Annotated in this window: 16 protein-coding genes; 15 read left to right on the forward strand and 1 reads right to left on the reverse strand. The window is 67.6% G+C overall.

The annotated features are described in order from the left end of the window. Nucleotide 1 precedes the first annotated feature (1 nt). From MLG_RS04340 to proB, 10 genes are all read left to right on the forward strand, one after another. Nucleotides 2-523 carry a DUF4123 domain-containing protein gene (locus MLG_RS04340; protein ID WP_011628588.1) on the forward strand — a complete coding sequence of 174 codons (522 nt, stop codon included), beginning with the start codon at nt 2-4 and terminating at the stop codon, nt 521-523. Continuing rightward, a complete protein-coding gene (locus MLG_RS15830; RefSeq protein ID WP_011628589.1) occupies nt 520-3,126 on the forward strand; it encodes a toxin VasX in 2,607 nt (868 codons plus the stop codon). The genes MLG_RS04340 and MLG_RS15830 overlap by 4 nt, the downstream gene beginning before the upstream one ends. Before the next feature lie 2 nt (nt 3,127-3,128). Further along, nucleotides 3,129-4,145, forward strand: coding sequence for a DUF6708 domain-containing protein (locus tag MLG_RS04350; protein WP_011628590.1), 1,017 nt, complete (start codon nt 3,129-3,131; stop codon nt 4,143-4,145). Between the two features lie 47 nt (nt 4,146-4,192). Next, on the forward strand, nt 4,193-6,202 hold the full coding sequence (locus MLG_RS15655; RefSeq protein ID WP_232209285.1) for a hypothetical protein: 2,010 nt from the start codon (nt 4,193-4,195) through the stop codon (nt 6,200-6,202). Between the two features lie 20 nt (nt 6,203-6,222). After that, a complete protein-coding gene (locus MLG_RS04360) occupies nt 6,223-7,557 on the forward strand; it encodes a hypothetical protein (RefSeq protein ID WP_011628592.1) in 1,335 nt (444 codons plus the stop codon). 294 nt (nt 7,558-7,851) lie between these two features. After that, nucleotides 7,852-8,109 (forward strand): hypothetical protein, encoded by a 258-nt coding sequence (locus tag MLG_RS15535; RefSeq protein ID WP_041717907.1) that lies wholly within the window; start codon nt 7,852-7,854, stop codon nt 8,107-8,109. Nucleotides 8,110-8,702: 593 nt separating this feature from the next. Next, nucleotides 8,703-9,017: a 50S ribosomal protein L21 gene (gene rplU / locus MLG_RS04370; RefSeq protein ID WP_011628594.1), complete on the forward strand. Its 315-nt coding sequence runs from the start codon at nt 8,703-8,705 to the stop codon at nt 9,015-9,017. Between the two features lie 19 nt (nt 9,018-9,036). Beyond that, nucleotides 9,037-9,297: a 50S ribosomal protein L27 gene (gene rpmA / locus MLG_RS04375; protein ID WP_011628595.1), complete on the forward strand. Its 261-nt coding sequence runs from the start codon at nt 9,037-9,039 to the stop codon at nt 9,295-9,297. A gap of 95 nt (nt 9,298-9,392) precedes the next feature. Continuing rightward, nucleotides 9,393-10,469, forward strand: coding sequence for an Obg family GTPase CgtA (gene cgtA, locus MLG_RS04380; protein WP_011628596.1), 1,077 nt, complete (start codon nt 9,393-9,395; stop codon nt 10,467-10,469). Next, nucleotides 10,466-11,608: a glutamate 5-kinase gene (proB, locus tag MLG_RS04385; protein WP_011628597.1), complete on the forward strand. Its 1,143-nt coding sequence runs from the start codon at nt 10,466-10,468 to the stop codon at nt 11,606-11,608. Before cgtA ends, proB begins: the two co-directional genes overlap by 4 nt. A gap of 141 nt (nt 11,609-11,749) precedes the next feature. Here proB and rpsT read toward each other — a convergent pair whose 3' ends face one another. Further along, nucleotides 11,750-12,016, reverse strand: a complete 267-nt coding sequence (gene rpsT / locus MLG_RS04390; RefSeq protein WP_011628598.1) for a 30S ribosomal protein S20 — start codon at nt 12,014-12,016, stop codon at nt 11,750-11,752. A 138-nt stretch (nt 12,017-12,154) separates the two neighbouring features. Here rpsT and murJ point away from each other — a divergent pair, with 138 nt between their 5' ends. The 5 genes from murJ to ispH all read left to right on the forward strand — a co-directional run bounded on the left by murJ (nt 12,155) and on the right by ispH (nt 19,057). Then, nucleotides 12,155-13,723 (forward strand): murein biosynthesis integral membrane protein MurJ, encoded by a 1,569-nt coding sequence (gene murJ, locus MLG_RS04395; protein ID WP_011628599.1) that lies wholly within the window; start codon nt 12,155-12,157, stop codon nt 13,721-13,723. A gap of 44 nt (nt 13,724-13,767) precedes the next feature. Beyond that, the gene (locus MLG_RS04400; protein ID WP_011628600.1) at nt 13,768-14,736 is read left to right on the forward strand and encodes a bifunctional riboflavin kinase/FAD synthetase; all 969 of its coding nucleotides are present in this window, start codon (nt 13,768-13,770) and stop codon (nt 14,734-14,736) included. Further along, a complete protein-coding gene (ileS, locus tag MLG_RS04405) occupies nt 14,733-17,558 on the forward strand; it encodes an isoleucine--tRNA ligase (protein ID WP_011628601.1) in 2,826 nt (941 codons plus the stop codon). The genes MLG_RS04400 and ileS overlap by 4 nt, the downstream gene beginning before the upstream one ends. A gap of 10 nt (nt 17,559-17,568) precedes the next feature. Next, nucleotides 17,569-18,036 (forward strand): signal peptidase II, encoded by a 468-nt coding sequence (gene lspA / locus MLG_RS04410; RefSeq protein ID WP_011628602.1) that lies wholly within the window; start codon nt 17,569-17,571, stop codon nt 18,034-18,036. A 70-nt stretch (nt 18,037-18,106) separates the two neighbouring features. Next, nucleotides 18,107-19,057 carry a 4-hydroxy-3-methylbut-2-enyl diphosphate reductase gene (gene ispH / locus MLG_RS04415; RefSeq protein WP_011628603.1) on the forward strand — a complete coding sequence of 317 codons (951 nt, stop codon included), beginning with the start codon at nt 18,107-18,109 and terminating at the stop codon, nt 19,055-19,057. Nucleotides 19,058-19,100: the final 43 nt, after the last annotated feature.

The following is a 19,100-nucleotide window of genomic DNA, read 5'->3' on the forward strand; positions in this document are numbered from 1 at the left end:
CATGGATCACGGCGCATGGATGATGATCGATGGGGCGATCAACCCCGGGGCATTGCCCGCCATCTTCAGAGACGACGCCGGCGGCAGCGGCGCGATGGCCGTCCTGCATGGGACGGACTACGCGGCGATCGCCGACTCTGGGCCTTTGCTCGTGCGCGCAGGAGCGGGCAGCCACCTGATGGCGCAGTGGCGTGCAAACGAGCTGCCCGCACGCCACGCCTGGGTCTTTCAGAGTGACCGATCGGACGAGGAGGTTGCGGCCTTCTGGCGGCGTCGGCTGTTTTTCCTGGCGCCGGACGGGCGGCGATTCTGGTTCCGGTTCGCCGATGCCCGGGTCATGAGCAGAGCGCATGGGGACAGGGCGCTCCCTGAAGGGTTCTGGCAGGGTCTTTCCGGCGTGCGTTTCCACCCACGACAAGCCGTCTGGTCCCCCGTGGACGAGGCGCGGGAGGGTGCGGACACCGGTGAATTCGTCATCAGCGAGGGGCAAGCGCAACGTATTGCCGGAGGGGCGGCGTCATGACCATCGCCCAGTGCCCCTTGCTCGCCGCCATCGTCCCCGTCCGGTACGCCATCGGGGTCAACGGGGTGTCCAGCCCCTTCCTGGAGGACTTCGACCTGCCACCGTTGCAAGGCCGGCCGGTCACCGAGAGCCAGGGGTCTCCGGACGAGGCGGCTCCGCTGCGTTACGTCGCCCGGCCCCTTCGCAATGGCTGGTGTTACGTCTGGTTAGACAGCCAGCAACGGCTGGTCGAATACCGGGTGCGCGGCAGCGCGCTGGAGGAGACCGATCGGGCCGGCGCCCCCATCGGGCCCACCGCCAGGGTCTGCATCTACGTACCGGCGGGCGAGACGGCCGCCATCGCCTGGTCCCCGGTGCGCTGGAGCGATGAGCAGTTCACCGCCATCGGGCGAGACGACGGCAGGCGCCGGGCCGTGATGCGCGAATTCGTGCCCGGCCAGGGGCCAGCCAGCAGCGCCGATGCCTGGTCGAACGAGATCCCTGAACTCGGCGAGTTTGACGAAAGGGACTTCCACTGGAGTATCGAGCAGCCCGCCACCCTGCCCGTATGGGAGGACATCAAGCGTGCGGTGGACGATGCCGAGCAGCACGCCACCGTGCTGGTGGACGACCCCTGGGGGGTGGTCATCGAACTGGCCCACCTGGTGCGCCAGGGCCAGGCGCAGCGCGCCGACTGGCTCGCCAACGAAGGCGAGGAACGCATTCTGGCCGAGAACATCCTGGCCCTGGACCGTCAGGGCGAGGGCTTTCGCGGGCGACTCCCGCGGCTGGCCGACCGCGACCGCCTCGAGCAGGCCATTCACCACCATGGGCGGGAAATTAGGGCCATCGAGGAGAACCTCGATACCCTGGCCGCCGACTGGGCGCGCTGGATGGGCACCCTCTGGGGGGGCGAAGGCCCCGAGTCCATGGCCTCCGCCCAGAGCCACTTCGACCCCTCGCTTGACGAACACCACGAGGCGATGGAAACCCTCTGGAGCGCGGCCCTGGGCGGTGTCACCCAATACGAAACCGGTGCCACCCTGGCCACCAACCTGCTGGATCCCGATACCGGCCCCCCGGTCATGCCCGGCGGCCACTCCCTGTGGACGGCACTGTTGGGGCGGTTAGAACCGGTGCAACTGGCCGATGTCCAGCGCCTGGTCGGGGTCAGCGAGTCCCTGCAGGCCCAGGACTGGGAAACCTGGGCCCACAGCCTCAACCACCTGGCCGGACAGCTGGGCCACGGCCTGGCCACGGCCCGCGAGGGGCTGTTCCTCGTGCTCGCCACCACCATTGGGCCCATTCTCCGGGAACAGGGCGCCACCTCCGCCCACCGGACCCTGATCGCCGGCTATCTCGCCGCCGCGCTGGCGCGCAGCCGGCAGCGCCTGAAAGTGGAGTCGGTCGCCGCGCGCGCCCTGTTGGACTGGATGAACGAACCCAGCGCCCGCGCCGCCGGCGCCCCGTCGCCCCTGTACCAGATGCGCCCCGACCTGCTGCCCGAGCTCGACGCCCGGCAGGTCATCACCATCCGCGTGGTCGCGGAGGGCGCTTCTTCCGCCGAGGGCAACCCCTTCCTGCAGCGCGCCCTGCAGGAGGCCCCGCTGAAAAGCCTGCTGGTGCTGATGAATGGGTTGGTGGTGGTTCATGCGGGCAGCCAATTGGCCGCCGGTGATCGTTCCGTACAGACCGCAACAGCGGCGGCTGGGGGCGTATCCGGCACCATCAGCGCCACCGCCGCCACCATTCAGCACTTCGCGCAGATCCGCTCCGACGACATCCTTGCCCGCCAGGGCCTGTCCGCCGGCTGGCGGGGCGCCTTCGACCGCTACCTCCTCTGGGGTCAGGCCACCAACCTGACTCTGTCGATCACTGCGGTCTTCGACGCCGTCTACTTCGGCTACGGCGCCTGGGAGAGCGTCCGCCAGGGGGATCGCCGATCGGGCACCATCCAGGCCGGCATGGCCACGGCCGCCGCCGGCCAGACCGCCGCCGGCGCCCACGCCTTCCACACCTACCGCCAGGCCCGGCAAGCCCTGCTCGTGGGCCGGTCCACCCAGGCCGCGCGCACCGCCGCCCGGGCCCGGATCGCACCGGCCGTGATCCTCGCCCTGACGCTGGTCATCGTCGCCGGCGCGGTCAGCCTGCGCTTCACCCGCGACAACGAACTGGAACACTGGCTGCGCCGTACCCGCTTCGGCACCCACCCGGCCGACTGGGCCGGCGACCTGGACGAGGAACTCGGCCACCTCTACCGGCTGCTCTACCAGCCACGCATCCGGCTGGAGGCCCGCCAGGCCCGTAACCCCCGCTCCGGCGATGTCTACCACTACCGTGTCCTGCTGGTCACCTTCCCCGGCGCCACGCCCTTCCCGGGCATGTTCACCCTGGAGGCCACCGAGCGCTGGCGCACCGGGCTGGTCCGGCATGACGAACGCAGCCGGACCATCACCGAAAAGGATCTCGACCTCGACATCGGCGGGGCGGAGGCGCCCGACGGCCCCGTCTACCGACTCATCTACCACAACACCCGGGAAGGCGACCGGCTGAGCTCCCTTTCCGGCACCCTGTACTATCGCCCGTTCCCCGATCTCACCCTGCCTCCCATCCGGATCAACTAGCCATGCAGCACCTACGCCGGTTCTTCGCCGATCTCTCCCGCAATATCGGGCTGGCCGACGAGGTCATCACCCTGCGCCCCGACCGGCGCGCCGCCGCTCAGCCCATGCAGGCCGGCGATGTCCAGGACCAGACCGAGCACTACCTCGACCTTTCCACCGGCAGCTCAAGGGGCCTGTGGACCGGCATGTGGGGATTGATCTCGCTTTTGATGTTCTTACTGATGTTACCGATTCTCTTTCAGGACTGGGAGGGGGTGGTCTTTGTTTTCAAGTTCATCGGTGCCATGGCCGGCGTCACCCTCTTCTTCTTCCTGCTCGAGGTTTTCTGGCCCGCGGCCCTGCCCCTGCGCTTCAATCGCCGCACCCGCGAGGTCTACTTCCAGGACGGCAAAAAGCTCTACCACACCCCCTGGGACGAGGCCGTCGCGTGGCTGCAGGAAACCCGCCAGGTCACCCACCATGCCGGCGTCAACCGGCTCACCCCGCTGCAGATCCTCCTCCAGCGCTTCCAGCAGCCCGACGAGGTCATCGCCGTCAACCTCAACCTCCCCATGGGCCACACCGCCCAAACCCAGGCCATGCTCTGGGAGTACCTGCGCTGTTACATGGAAAACGGCCCCTGGTTCGACGAGCAGGGCCGAAACACCCCCGAATCCACCCGCCAGGCGGTGCGCAAGCGCTTCGCCCAGCGCAATCGCACGGGCAAGATCGACATCGAACTCCACCGCGAGTTCGTCAACATGGGCGTCATGACCCGGGATGAAAAGTGGTTCACCAATGCCTTCCAGGCCGTCATGCTGCCCGCCCTCGTCCTGCGTGACTTTGTCTGGCAGCTCGCCCAGCGCCGGGCCGCACGCAGCCAGTGGCACCCCCTCGTGCGCGAACGCTGCCGCGCCGACGGCCCCACCTCCCGACTTTACGACATTGAGCGCGACCAGGGCCTGCACCCCGACGCCTCGCAAACCCTCCATCCCCACACCCAGCGTCGCTCTTCTCCGCACGAACCATCGAAGGCCTGATGTCGTTGAACCTGGCGCCTCACATTGCCAATGCAGGCGACGCCCATATGCCTGAGTGGCCGGGCGAAGCCGGTGACGCCGAGCGTAACGACCTGGAGTCGCCCGCCGAGCTCTATTCGCAGCATCGCGAAGCCATAGAGCAGGTCACTGCCCGTTCAGGCGGCCACACGGGCTTCATTGGCGGGGCGCTGGCGCCCAACGGCATCGTCGACGTGATCCGCCGGCAGGCGATGGAAGACTTCCTGGCCTATGCCACCCCGATGCAGGCGCAGTGGCAGAGCGAGTATCACCGTATCGGGGCCGACCTGGCCGCCATACTGCCCACCTGGCACACCCAGGCCCTGCTGCTCGACCGCGAAGAGGAGCATCACATCCTGCTGACCTGCCTGCTGGAAAAGCAGGCCGTCGAGACCCTGCTGGCCTGCGGGCAGGAGGACTTCCTGTCGAGCTACTACGCCGGCGACGACCCGGTACCGGCACACCTGATGCATTACGTCCCCACCGCGTCCTTCGTGGAGGGATTCCTTTCCCAAAACACTGGCCTCCAGAAAGCGCTCACCCAGGCGTCCGCACTGATGGGCGCCCAGGGCGCACTCAGCCGCTACCAGCAGTGGCGGGGCGAGGTTGAACATCAGACCGGGCTGCGCTTTCGCAGCGTCGAGGGCCTCTCCGACGAAGCCCGAACCGCCATCGCGGGCGAAGTGCAAATCAAGGAGAAGCTGCTGGGGCAGGCGGTGCTCGGGACGTTGCTCGATGACGTACAGGATGTCGACCTGGGGCAGCGCATCACTACCCTGGCTTCGCGCTTGCCCGATGGGCAACGGCTGATGTTCGCGGAACGGCTGGGCCTGCTGGAGCTGGGCTGGGACATTCCCGATCAATCGGTACTGGGCCGCATCCAGCAGGCGCTGGACGACACCGATACGGCCATGACCCGGCTGACCGCGCTGGAGCGGGAGCTCGAGCAACTCCGGCGGAAACGCCAGCAGGAGATGGCGCGCGCGTCAAGGCGCGGTACCCGCCAGGCCCACCGCCGGGCGGCCGACCAATTCAACGCGCGCAAGATCCGGGAGGCCCAGGCAGACATCAACCGGCACAAGCGCCTGCTGGGCGAGGCATTCGACGCCCTGGCCGAGACCCGTGCGGCCGCCGGCAGCCCGGCGCAACTGGAGCGCTGGGCCAGGGTAGCCAATGGGGCGATGGGGGCCGTGGCCCTATTGGGTGGCCTTTCAGGTGCTCTCGAGGTTTTCAAGCAATCTCGGCGTATCGACCGCGCAGACACCGACGCCGAGCGACTGGCCTCACAGGTTGCCTTTACGGGCGCGGCCGGAGTCGCCCTGGGTGGCCTATCAATCGGCATCATGAGTATGGTCGGTCGAACCCTGGGCAAGCCGGCCGTCGCCTGGCGACTGCTGCTGCTCAAATTCGCCGGCCCCGCCGGCTGGGTGGTGGCGGTTGGCACCGCCCTGCTGATCATCGGCGAGGTGCTGGCCAATCGCTTCTCGTTGAGCCCTGTGCAGCGCTGGTGCCAGCGCAGTCACTGGGGGCGAGAAGATCAGGGCTGGGATCGCGAGGCCCACGAGCGGGAACTGGCCCGACTTGGCGATACCGATCTCACGGTGGAACGGCAGGGGCAGGCCGAGCCCCATGGCGGCCCGGGGCCCGGGCCGGCAGGCACCGACCTCGCCATACGCATTGGCTTGCCCGGGCTTGACGCCCCCAATGCGGAAAACCTCGCGCTGGGCCTCTGGGGCGTCACCCCTCGCCTCAAGGAAATGACCCGAGACTTTCTCGAACATGCCGAGCTCGAAACCCGGGGCTCGAGCTATGCCCTGCACTACCATTTCGATCCCGAAACATTGGCCGAATGCCACGAGTTCCGCCTCGTCATCCGCACGAAGGGCCCCGAAGCATCCACCACCCGGGTCTTCCAGTTGCATCGCCGCGGCACATCGCTCTCCGATGAGTGGAGGGAGATCTCCGCCCTCGGCGATCGTTTCCTCACGCGGTACCAAGTGGGCAACTGGCCGGACATGCCCCTGACGCCCTGGCCGTGACAACAAGGGACAGGACCTCCATGCCCAGATCAACCATCGACGATACGTTACCCCCTATGCGCGCCGGCGAGCGCGAAAGCCGCGCCGGCGGCGAGCAGTACTGCCTGAGCCCTCTGCCCCTGCCCATCGACAGCGAACACGGCGTGGACGTGGCTCACATCGACGTGCGCCACGACGAGGTCACGATGGACCTGCGCCAGGGCGCCACCCCCGAGAGTCTCCTGGTTACGGGGCATATTGCCAGTGGGCTCATGACTTTTTTGGCAGGACTGGCCCTCGTTTTCTTGCTGAGTGCCGTGTACAAGGGATCCCTTCCCTTCGAACTGGTAGTAGCAGGAGTGGGGGTTACTTACGGAATTGCGCTGTTTCCCTTCTTCATCGGCATTCTCTATCCCGATGTCATACTGAGGCGCATCCCACCCATTCGCCTGCATCGCCAACGCCGCGAGGTGGCCTTCGTGGTGGAGAGCCGGGGACAGAGCATTTGGTTACCCGACCCAACTAACATGTGGTTGGCGTCCACGGCCGGCACCATTGCCATGCTCACCGGATTTTTTGCAATATGGGATTCTGTGGAGTTTTTCCGCCCTGACGTTGAGGCGGCATTTCCTCTCATGATGCTGCTCCTGCATATCGCCTCCCTGGCCTTCCTGCCTCTCTATCCCTATTTCCATGACTTCTGCCGCAAGCTCGTCGGCCAACAACGCCAGACGGTGCTGGTCCCCTGGGAGGACGTGGTCGCCCTGGCGGTCTTCAACCCAAACCTCAGCGCCGGGGCGGTCACCGGCTTCGGCTGGAACTTCGCTCTGATGCCGCCCGATCCGGAACGACCCGGCTATACCCTGCCCGGGGCCGGCATCATCGTCGGGGTCGGCGGCCTCCCGGGCGCGCTGGCCCAGTGGGAGTACATCCGCCGCTTCATGGAGGAGGGGCCCGAGGCCATCACCTCTTCCGCCCGGGAGTGGGGCCTCGAGTGGTACGACGCCTACGTGGCCCGGGAAAAGGCCGAGTGCGAACGCACCCACGACAAGGCCCGCTGGCGGCGCTTTCGGCGCGAGCAGTGGTGGAATCATGCACGCTTCGCCCACTGGTACACCGAGTACCGCATGAAGCATGTGCTGCCCAAGGCGGTGCCCAAGGGCTGGCTGGCGGGGTGGTCCAGGCCCCTTCCCCGGGACCAGTGGGCCCGACCTTCGCGCGAACTCACTGAACTCGGCGAACAGCTACGCGCGGCCTACCAGCGCGGCGAGAAGTTCATCAAGATGGGCAATATCGAGAAACGCTTTGGGGTCGAGGTAGAGCCCTCCCCAGGTACGGCTTATCGCACACTGCCATTTGCGGCCAGCGCGGCCTGAGCCGGCGCCATGAGCCAGACACCAACCGTTACGCTGCTCCAGGCTGCCCAGCCCAGAGCGGGCCTGTAAAAGGTATGCGGCGGCAAAGGAGTAAGGCCATGGACCAAGGCGCCATGGCCGTCCTGCATGGCACGGCCTACTCGACATCGGTGGGGCGGAGGCGCCCGACGGCCCCGTCTACCGATTCATCTACCACGACACCCGGGACGGCGACCGGCTGAGCTCCCTTACCGGCACCCTGTACTATCGCCCGTTCCCCGATCTCACCCTGCCCCCCATCCGGATCAACTAGCCATGCAGCACCGGCGTCGGCGCGACCTGGGCATCGAACTGATGCTCGATGCCCCCGAGGGCTTCACCAGCGACTTCACGGGGCCGGCCGCCGAAATGACGGCATCGTCGCGGTACCCCTGCCGGACCCGCATGAGCGCCGAGCAGGACAGCGTCTTCCGGCGCGCGGCGGGGCATGCGCTGGTGTTTGTCCTGCCCGTGGGGCACCCCGAAGCTCCCACGTCGCCCAGCTCCGTCTGGTCAAGACCGCAGAGCGGGTGAGGGTAGTGGTCGACGGGCCGGCCATCTCTCGCGTGCTGGTGGGCTTGGCGATTTACAATTTGGCCGGTGAACTCGCAGGGTTACTTCACGTTGACCCAGACGAAGAGATTAGTTTGCAGGAGGCGAGGCTTGGTAGTGCAGGCCTCGATCTGGTTGCGGCGTCCTGTTCCTGTCCATATCGACTCCCATCAGAGGGTGGTGGAGGATGCCGAACTGGTCCAGCACGAGGGTCGGCAGGACCGCGAGTTTTACAAGTCGGATGACTGGTGGTGGAACCACAAGCGGATCAGCTGCCTGAAGAGCCAGCTAGGGCTCTCAGTGGTATTGATAGGCTTCCCACCCAATCAACTACCCCTGGCGCCAACTATGCTGCCAGTTGACCCCACAGATCGGCTGAATCGACATGGGCGCCTACCGGGAACAGCAGGCCCGGCAGAATTGACGCCCCCCGGCGGGGCAGGTAGAATCCGCGCTCTTGAATCCGCTGCAGGTCGCGGCCCGGGTGTCCAGCCGGGAGAAGGCGGCCGGTCACCCGGTATCAGCGGAGTGGCAAGCGAACACCAGCCAACAGATTCACTAACGGAGAACGGGTCATGTACGCCGTTATCAAGACCGGAGGCAAGCAGTACAAGGTCTCCGAGGGAGACGTCCTGCGCGTCGAGAAGCTCGCCGGTGAGGCGGGCGCTTCCGTGGAGTTCGACCAGGTTCTGATGGTCGGCGAGGGCGACGACGTCAAGGTCGGCGCGCCCACCGTGGAGGGCGGCAAGGTGACCGCCGAGGTGCTGGGTCAGGGCCGTGCCCGCAAGATCGAGATCCAGAAGTTCAAGCGCCGCAAGCAGTATCGCCGCTTCGCCGGTCATCGGCAGCAGTTCACCGAGGTCAAGATCACCGGCATCTCCGCCGGCTGATTCGGGAGGTTCAGCACTCATGGCACACAAGAAGGCAGGCGGCAGCACTCGTAACGGCCGCGATTCAGAGAGTAAGCGTCTTGGCGTGAAGCGCTTTGGCGGTCAGAACGTGCTGGCCGGCAACATCCTGGTGCGCCAGCGTGGCACGCACTTCCACGCCGGTGAGAACGTCGGTCTGGGCAAGGACCACACCCTGTTCGCGAAGGCGGACGGTCAGGTGGTCTTCGAGCGCAAGGGCCCGCGCAACCGCCGCTACGTCAGCGTGCGCACCGTGCAGTAAACACCACGCCCGGGCCATCCCGGCCTGCGTGAGTTTCCGGAAAGCCTCGTGTGTGCGCACGGGGCTTTTCTTGTATGCGGAAGGGCTAAACCGCCATGAAGTTTGTCGATGAAGTGACTATCCGGGTCGAGGGGGGCGATGGCGGGGACGGCTGCGCCAGCTTCCGTCGTGAAAAGTACATCCCCCGCGGCGGGCCCGATGGCGGCGACGGTGGCCATGGGGGCAGCGTCTGGCTGCGGGCCGATGAGGGGCTGAATACTCTGGCCGACTTCCGCCACGAGCGGAAATTCACCGCCCAGCGGGGCGAGAACGGCATGGGCAAGCAGCGCTACGGCAAGAGCGGGCAGGACCGGGAGATTGCCGTCCCGGTGGGTACGCTGGTGAGTGATGCCGACACCGGGGAGCTGATCGGCGAGCTGCTGGAGCACGGGCAGCGTCTGCTGGTGGCCCGGGGCGGCAAGGGCGGCCTGGGCAATGTGCACTTCAAGAGCTCCACCAACCGGGCGCCACGCCAGTACACCCCCGGCACCAAGGCGGACCGGCGCAACCTCCACCTGGAATTGCGCCTGCTCGCGGACGTCGGCCTGTTGGGTATGCCCAACGCCGGCAAGTCGACCCTGGTCCGGGCCATCTCCTCCGCCCGGCCGCGGGTGGCGGATTACCCCTTCACCACCCTTTACCCCAACCTCGGGGTGGTCAGCGTCGGGGCGGCGCGCAGTTTCGTGGTGGCGGACATTCCGGGGTTGATTGAGGGGGCGGCGGAGGGCGCCGGCCTGGGCATTCAGTTTCTCAAACACCTGGGCCGTACCCGTCTGGTCCTGCACGTCATCGACGCGGTGCCCCTGGACCCGGCGCAGGATCCGGTGGACGACGCCCGTAAGATCGTCGCCGAGCTGGGCCGCTATAGTGAGTCGCTGGCCGCCCGGGAGCGCTGGCTGGTGCTCAACAAGCTGGACCTGTTGCCGGAGGAGGACCGCGATGCCCACGTCAACGATCTGCTCCAGCGACTGCAATGGGGCGGCCCCGTTTACCGCATCTCGGCGCTCTCCGGCGACGGCACCCGGCAACTGGCTCAGGATGTCATGAACCGGCTGGAGGTCATGGACGAGGAGGCGCGCGAGGCCGGGGAGCGGGCGCGGCGCGAGCAGAGGCAAGAGGAGGGGCCTGAATGAGTCGCGGTATGCGCGAGCGGCTGCCCCATGCCATCCGGTGGGTGGTGAAGGTGGGGAGCGCCCTGGTGACCAGCGATGGTCAGGGGGTGGCCCGCGGGGCCATCCAGGGCTGGGCGAGCGAAGTGGTCGGGCTGCGCCGCGGCGGGCGCCAGGCCACGCTGGTCTCCTCCGGTGCTGTGGCCGAGGGCATGAGTCGGCTGGGCTGGTCGCAGCGGCCGAACGCGCTCTACCAGTTGCAGGCCGCCGCTGCGGTGGGTCAGATGGGGGTGGTAGAGGCCTGGGAGAGCGGCTTTCGTGCCGAAGGGTTGCGCACCGCCCAAGTGCTGCTGACCCACGATGACCTGGCCAACCGCCGCCGCTACCTGAATGCCCGGACCACCCTGCGTGAGCTGCTGCGCCTGGGCGTGGTGCCGGTGGTGAACGAGAACGATACCGTGGTCACCGATGAGATCCGCTTCGGCGATAACGACACCCTTGCGGCGCTGGTGGCCAATCTGGTGGAGGCGGACGTGCTGGTGATCCTGACCGATCAGGAGGGCCTGTACGATGCGGATCCGCGCAGGCACCCGGAGGCGCGGCTGATCCGCGAGGCCTCGGCCGAGGATCCGGGGCTGGAGCGGTACTGCGGCAGTGGCGGCGGCGCGTTGGGGCGGGGCGGTATGCTCACCAAGGTGCAGGCGGCGGCTCGCGCGGCCCGCTCGGGGTGCATCACCGTGATCGCCTCGGGGCGCGAGCGCGACGTGCTCGCCCGTATCGCTGCCGGTGAACGCCTGGGCACCCTGCTGTACCCAGAGCGCGAGCCGGTGGCGGCCCGCAAGCAGTGGCTCGCCAGCCATCTGCGGCTGCGCGGCCGGCTCTGGCTGGATGAGGGTGCGGCCCGGGTGCTGCGCGAGGCGGGGAGCAGCCTGCTGCCGGTCGGCGTGACGCGGGTGGAGGGTCGGTTCTCCCGCGGGGAGATGGTGGCCTGTCTGGCGCCTGACGGGCGGGAGGTGGCCCGGGGGCTGGTCAACTACAGCGCCAAGGAGGCGCGTCAGATCCTCGGGCGGCCCAGCCGGGAGATCCAGTCCATCCTGGGCTACGTGGATGAACCGGAGCTGATTCACCGGGACAACATGGTGGTCACCGCCGACGGCGGCTGAGCCGGTGCTTCGGCCCCTTGTGCCCGCGGCGCGAGTCCTGGCCGCGGATGGGGTCCGTCATTCGCCCACGCAGAAAACGCCGGCCCCTGTTACCGGGTGCCGGCGTTGTCAGTGGCCGGCCGGGCAGGGTGCCCGGTCGGTTCAGCCCTGCAGGTTGCGCAGGTGCTGGTTGAGGCGGCTCTTGTGGCGGGCGGCCTTGTTCTTGTGGATCAGGCCGCGGGTGGCCATGCGGTCGATAACCGGCACGGCGACCTTGTAGGCTTCCTCGGCCTGCGCCTTGTCGCCGGCCTTGATGGCGTTCACGACGCGCTTGATGTAAGTGCGCATCATCGACCGTTGCGACTGATTGTGCTTGCGACGCTTTTCCGCCTGGCGGGCGCGCTTCTTTGCCGAAGGGATGTTAGCCAAAGCTCGACTCCTGGTTGAATCACTGCAGTGCGAACGAAAGGCCGGTAATATGCGCACCCTACAGCGCAATGTCAACCCTGTTCACCCGGATAAAAGGGGCCGCATGGAAGAGCCAGACACAACCCGGAGCCCAGGGGCATGAAGGCGGGGATGTTCCGCTCGGTCTTTACCTTCGGATCGCTCACCATGGTCTCACGTGTGCTGGGCCTGGTGCGCGACATGGTGGTGGCCGGGGTGTTCGGTTCGGGGCCGCAGACCGACGCCTTCATCGTCGCGTTCAAGATCCCCAATTTCATGCGCCGGCTCTTCGCCGAGGGCGCCTTCTCCCAGTCCTTCGTGCCGGTGCTCTCCGAGTACCGGACCAAGCGCCCGGACGAGGTGGGTGCGCTGGCGGCGAATACCCTGGGAGTGTTGGCGGCGGTGTTGCTGGTGATCACCGCCCTGGGCGTGGCGGGCGCGCCCTGGGTGGTCACGCTCTTCGCACCCGGGTTCAGTAACGAGCCGGAGAAATACGGCCTGGCCGTGGAGCTGCTGCGCTGGACCTTCCCCTACATCCTGTTCATCTCCCTCACCGCGGCGGCCGCTGGCATCCTCAACACCTGGGGCCGGTTCGGGCCGCCGGCCTTCGCGCCGGTGCTGCTCAATCTGTGTATGATCGGCGCCGCCCTGGGTATCGCGCCGCTGCTGGAGACGCCTATCCTGGCCCTGGCCGTCGCCGTGCTGGTGGCGGGCGTGCTGCAACTGCTGCTGCAACTGCCCTTTCTGGCCTCCATCGGCATGCTCCGCCGGCCCCGTTTCGGCTGGCGCCACCCCGGTGTGCGCCGCATCATGCGGCTGATGGCACCCGCCGCCTTCGGCTCCTCGGTGGCGCAGATCAACCTGTTGCTGGACACGGTGCTGGCCTCCTTCCTGATCACCGGCAGCGTGACCTGGCTCTATTTCTCCGACCGTTTGGTGGAATTCCCCCTCGGGGTGTTCGGGGTGGCCCTGGGTATGGTGCTGTTGCCGCGCCTGTCGGCGGAGCACGCCGCCGCCAGTCCGGAGCGGTTCAGCCAGACTCTGGATTGGGGGCTGCGCTGGGTCCTGGTGCTCATTGCGCCGGCCACGGTGGGCCTGTCGGCCATGGCCCTGCCCATCATCGCCACCCTCTTTCATTACGGCCAGTTCGTCGAACTGGATGTGATGGCCGCTGCCCTGAGCTTGGCCGGGTACAGCCTGGGCCTGTTCGGTTTCGTGCTGGTCAAGGTGCTGGCGCCGGGGCACTTCGCCCGCCAGGATATGCGGACACCGGTGCGCTGCGCGGTGATCAGCCTGCTCTGCAATATGGTGCTCAGCGTCAGTGCGGTGCTCTGGCTCCATGACACCGGGGTGGGGCACGTGGGGTTGGCGATGGCCACGGCGGTTGCCGCGTGGGTCAACGCGACCCTGCTCTATCGCGCGCTGCGGCGCAGCGGCCACTACGCACCCTGTGCCGGCTGGAGCGCCCTGGGCCGGCGGGTGGGCCTGGCCACCCTAGTGATGGGGGCGGTACTGCTATGGCCGGCCAGTCAGCCGGAGCAATGGTTGCAGGCCGGTGTCACCGAGCGGGTGCTGCGCTTGAGTGGGTGGCTGCTCCTTGCCGCTGCGGTCTATTTCGCCGCCCTGCGCCTGTTCGGGTGGGACTGGCGATCCATGAAGGAGCCGCCGGGCGCGGAGCGCGCAGGCTGATCGCACACCTTGTATAATGGCGGTTTTGCGAGCACTCCCCCGGTATGGAACTGGTACGCGGCCTCCACAATCTGCAGCCCCGCCACCGCGGGTGCGCGCTGACCATCGGCAATTTCGATGGCGTGCACTTAGGCCATCAGGCCATGCTCGACACCCTGGGGCTTGCGGCGCAGCGCTTGGGTGTACCGCCGCTGCTGCTTACCTTCGAGCCGCACCCGCTGGAGGCCCTGCGCCCGGAGCAGGCGCCCACGCGCATCACCCCCCTGCGCGACAAGCTCGCGGCGTTGGCCGAGACCCCGCTGCAGCGGGTGGTGGTGGCACGCTTCGGCGCGGCCCTCGCCGGCATGTCGGCAGAGGCCTTCGTCGACGAGCTGCTGATCGGCCGGTTGGGCGTGCGCCACCTGCTGATCGGTGACGACTTCCGCTTCGGCCGCGCCCGCCGGGGCGATTATGCCATGCTGGCCGAGGCCTCGCGCCGGCACGGCTTCGAGCTGGACCGCCTGGAGACCCTGGCCACCGAGGACGGTGAGCGCATCAGCAGCACCCGCGTACGTGCCGCCCTGGCTGCCGGTGACCTGGGTGAGGCCGAGGACCTCCTGGGCCGCCCGTACACCCTCTCCGGCCGGGTGGTGCGGGGTGATGCCATCGGCCGGCGGCTTGGCTTCCGCACCGCCAACATCGCCTTTCGCGCCAACCAGCGGCCGGCCCTGGGGGGCATCTTCACCGTGAGTGTGGAGGGCGTGGCCGACCGGCCGCTGCCCGGGGTGGCCAATGTCGGGACCCGCCCGGCGGTGGGGGGCAAACGGCACCTGCTGGAGGTGCATTTGCTGGACTGGCAAGGCAGACTATACGGCTGCCATCTGCAAGTGCGATTCCTCCAGCGGCTGCGCGAGGAGTGGCATTTCGACTCGCTGGATGCGCTCAGCGCCCAGATCGGCCGGGACGTGGACCAAGCCCGGGCCCTGTTCAATGACAACCCTCTTTCCGATCCGACCCCAAGGACCGCGACGTGAGTGATTACAAGCACACCCTGAACCTGCCGAAGACCGGCTTTCCCATGCGCGGCAATCTGGCCAAGCGGGAGCCGGAGCGGCTCGCCGGCTGGTATCAGACGGACCTTTACGGTCGCCTGCGCCGCGAGCGCGCCGGCAAGCCCCGTTTCGTGCTGCACGACGGCCCGCCCTACGCCAACGGCGACATCCACATCGGCCACGCGGTCAACAAGATCCTCAAGGACATCATCATCAAGGCGCGCAGCATGGACGGCTACGACGTCCCCTATGTGCCGGGCTGGGATTGCCACGGGCTGCCCATAGAGCTGATGGTGGAGAAAAAGCGGGGCAAGGCGGGCGCCAAGGTGAGCCCGCGGGCCTTCCGCGACGCCTGCCGCGAGTTTGCCGCCAGCCAAGTGGACGGCCAGCGCGAGGATTTTAAGCGGCTCGGCGTGCTTGGTGACTGGGACAACCCTTACCTCACCATGGATTACCGCACCGAGGCGGATATCCTGCGTGCCCTGGGGCGGATCATCCAGCGTGGTCATGTCACCCGAGGCTTCAAGCCGGTGCACTGGTGCGCCGACTGTGGTTCCGCCCTGGCCGAGGCCGAGGTGGAATACGAGGAGAAGACCTCGCCCGCCATCGACGTGCGCTTTGCCGTGCTGGAGCCCGAGGAGTTGGACCGCCGGGCCGGACTCGGGGGCGAGGCGGCCGCGGCCGGCCGGGTCGCCATCCCCATCTGGACCACCACCCCCTGGACACTGCCCGCCAACCAGGCGGTGGCTTTGCACCCGGAGTTGGAATACGTCGTGGTCGCTTTCGACGACGAACTACTGGTGCTGGCGGCCGAGCTGGTGGAATCGGCCATGGCCCGTTACGAGGTGGACGACTACCGGGTCGTCGGCCGTTGCGACGGCGCGGTGCTCGAGGGCCTGCGACTGGCGCACCCCTTCCTGGAACGCGAGGTGCCGGTGATCCTGGGCGGGCACGTCACCACCGACGGCGGCACCGGGGCGGTGCACACCGCCCCCGGGCATGGCCAGGATGACTACGTGGTCGGCCAGCAGTACGACCTGCCCACCGACAACCCGGTGGACGGCAACGGGGTTTTCCTCCCCGACACCCCGTTCTTCGCCGGACAGCATGTCTTCAAGGCCAACCCGAAGGTGGTGGACCTGCTCGCGGAGCGCGGCGCGCTGCTGCACCACGAGCCCTACCGCCACAGCTACCCTCATTGCTGGCGCCACAAGACCCCCATCCTCTTCCGGGCCACGCCGCAGTGGTTCATCAGCCTGGACAAGGCGGGCATGCGTGAGCACGCCATGGCCGCCATCAAGGGGGTGAGCTGGCATCCGGAGTGGGGGCAGGCCCGGATCGAATCGATGGTCAACGGCCGGCCGGACTGGTGCATCTCCCGCCAGCGCAACTGGGGTGTGCCCATCGCCCTGTTCGTGGACAAGCGCAGCGGTGAGCCCCACCCGGAGAGCGAACGGTTGATCGAGGCCGTGGCCCGGCGGGTGGAGGAGGCCGGGGTGGACGCCTGGTTCGAGCTGGACCCCGCCGAGCTGTTGGGCGCTGACGCCGAGCGCTACGAGAAGGTCACCGATATCCTGGATGTCTGGTTCGACTCCGGCGTCACCCACGCCACGGTGCTGGAGCGCCGGGACGAGCTGCAGGTGCCCGCCGACCTCTACCTGGAGGGCTCCGATCAGCACCGCGGCTGGTTCCAGTCCTCGCTGCTCACCTCGGTGGGGGTGCGCGAGACCGCGCCCTACAAGGGGGTGCTTACCCACGGCTTCACCGTGGACGAGAAGGGCCACAAGATGTCCAAGTCCCGGGGCAACGTGGTGGCCCCGCAGAAGGTCATGGATACCCTGGGGGCGGATATCCTGCGCCTGTGGGTGGCCTCCTCGGACTACTCCGCCGAGATGGCCGTCTCCGACGGCATCCTCAAGCGCACCGCTGACGCCTACCGGCGCATGCGTAACACGGCCCGCTTCCTGCTCGCCAACCTCAACGGCTTCGAGCCCGCCGAACACGCCGTGGCCCCCCCGGATATGCTGCCCCTGGACCGCTGGGCCGTGGACCGCGCCTACCTGCTCCAGCAGCAGGTGCGCGAGGCCTACGAGCGCTACGAGTTCCACCGTATCTATCAGATGGTGCACAACTTCTGCGTGGTGGACCTGGGCGGTTTCTACCTGGACGTGATCAAGGACCGCCAGTACACCACGAAGCCCGACAGCCTCGCCCGCCGCTCCTGCCAGACCGCCCTCTGGCACGTGGCCGAGGGCCTGGTGCGCTGGCTTGCGCCCATCATCTCCTTCACCGCCGAGGAGATCTGGGAGCACCTGCCGGGCGAACGCAGCGACTCGGTGCTGCTTGAGACCTGGTACGAGGGCCTGTTCCCGCTCGATGACAGCGACCCGTTCGGGCGCGCCTTCTGGGACGACGTGCTGGCGGTGCGCGCCGGTGTCAACCGGGAGCTGGAGCAGCTTCGCAACGACAAGGTGATTGGCGCCAGCCTGCAGGCGGAGGTGCAGCTCTTCTGTCCGCCGGAGCTCAAGGCCAAGCTCGACCGGCTGGGCGACGAGCTGCGCTTCGTGCTGATCACCAGCGAGGCGCGCGTGGAGGATCTGGAACGGGCCCCGGTGGAGTCGGTGGAGGTCCCCGGTGAGAATGGCCAGGGTTTCCGCCTCTTCGCCGCAGCCAGTCAGCACCCCAAGTGCACCCGCTGCTGGCACCATCGCCCGGATGTGGGCCACCATGCGGATCACCCGGAGCTGTGCGGCCGTTGCGTGAGCAACGTCGACGGCGAGGGTGAGACCCGTCACTACGCCTGAGCGAGGTCGCATGAATCCGTGGATCGGCCTGGCATTCGTCGTGCTGCTGCTGGATCAGGCCAGTAAGCTGGCCGCCGAGTACTGGCTGGTCTACCACCAGAGCGTGGCGCTGCTGCCGGTGCTTAACCTCACCCTCAGCTATAACCCCGGGGCGGCCTTCAGCTTCCTGGGCGAGGCGGGGGGTTGGCAGCGCTGGTTCTTCTCCGCCATCGCCCTGGGGGTGTCGCTGTACATCCTGTGGTGGCTGCACCAGATCCGCGGGCGCCGCCATTTCCTGGCCTGTGGCCTGGCCCTGGTGCTGGGTGGGGCGGTGGGCAATTTGATCGACCGGCTGGTGCACGGCTACGTCATCGACTTCATCCATGTCTATTGGCGCGACTGGCACTACCCCATCTTCAACGTCGCCGACATCGGTATCACTGTCGGGGTGGTCATGGTGATGGTCTACATGATCTTCCTGGAGCCCAAGCAGGCGTGAGCACACGCCGTTGCCGCAGGGCCCCAATAGCTGACAAAATAGCTGCGAAATCCAACCAGGTGTCACCGCCATGACCCAAGTCCTGCTCGCCAACCCCCGCGGCTTCTGTGCCGGCGTCGACCGCGCCATCGACATCGTCGACCGGGCGCTGGAGCTCTTTGGCGCGCCCATCTACGTGCGCCACGAGGTGGTGCATAACCGTTACGTGGTCAACAACCTGCGGGACAAGGGCGCGGTGTTTGTCGAAGAGCTGGACGAGGTGCCGGACGGCGCCACGGTCATCTTCAGCGCCCACGGCGTCTCCCAGGCCGTGCGCCGCGAGGCGGAGCGCCGCGGGCTGCAGGTCTTTGACGCCACTTGCCCGCTGGTCACCAAGGTGCATATGGAGGTGCAGAAGTACGCGCGGGAGGGGCGCGAGGTGGTGCTGATCGGCCACGCCGGCCACCCGGAGGTGGAGGGCACCATCGGCCAGTATGAGCGCCAGGGGGGGGCCGGCGGCGACATCTACCTGGTTGAGAAGCCCGAGGACGTCCAGGCGCTGGTGGTTCGCGACCCGGACAGCCTCGCCTTCGTCACCCAGACCACCCTGTCGATGGATGACACCGCCAACGTCATCGACGCCCTGCGCGAACGGTTCCCCAACATCACCGGCCCGCGCAAGAACGACATCTGCTACGCCACCCAGAACCGGCAGGATGCGGTCAAGCAACTGGCTGAGCAGGTGGACCTGATGCTGGTGGTGGGTTCACCCAACAGCTCCAACTCCAACCGCCTGCGGGAACTGGCCGAGCGCAAGGGGGTCGAGGCCCACTTGGTGGACGGCCCGGAACAACTCCAGCGGGCGTGGCTGGAGGGCCGCCACGCCATCGGCGTCACCGCCGGCGCCTCGGCCCCGGAGGTGCTGGTGCGGCAGGTCCTGGACCAGCTCCAGGCCTGGGGCGCCCGCCCACCGGAGGAGGCGAAGGGCATCGAGGAGAAAGTGGTGTTCTCGCTGCCGCGGGAGCTCCGCGACTCGGCATAACCACGGTGCATCCCTGCCCCTCCGGTCATCGCGACGGTCGAAG

This window comes from Alkalilimnicola ehrlichii MLHE-1 (assembly GCF_000014785.1).
GTDB lineage: Bacteria > Pseudomonadota > Gammaproteobacteria > Nitrococcales > Halorhodospiraceae > Alkalilimnicola > Alkalilimnicola ehrlichii.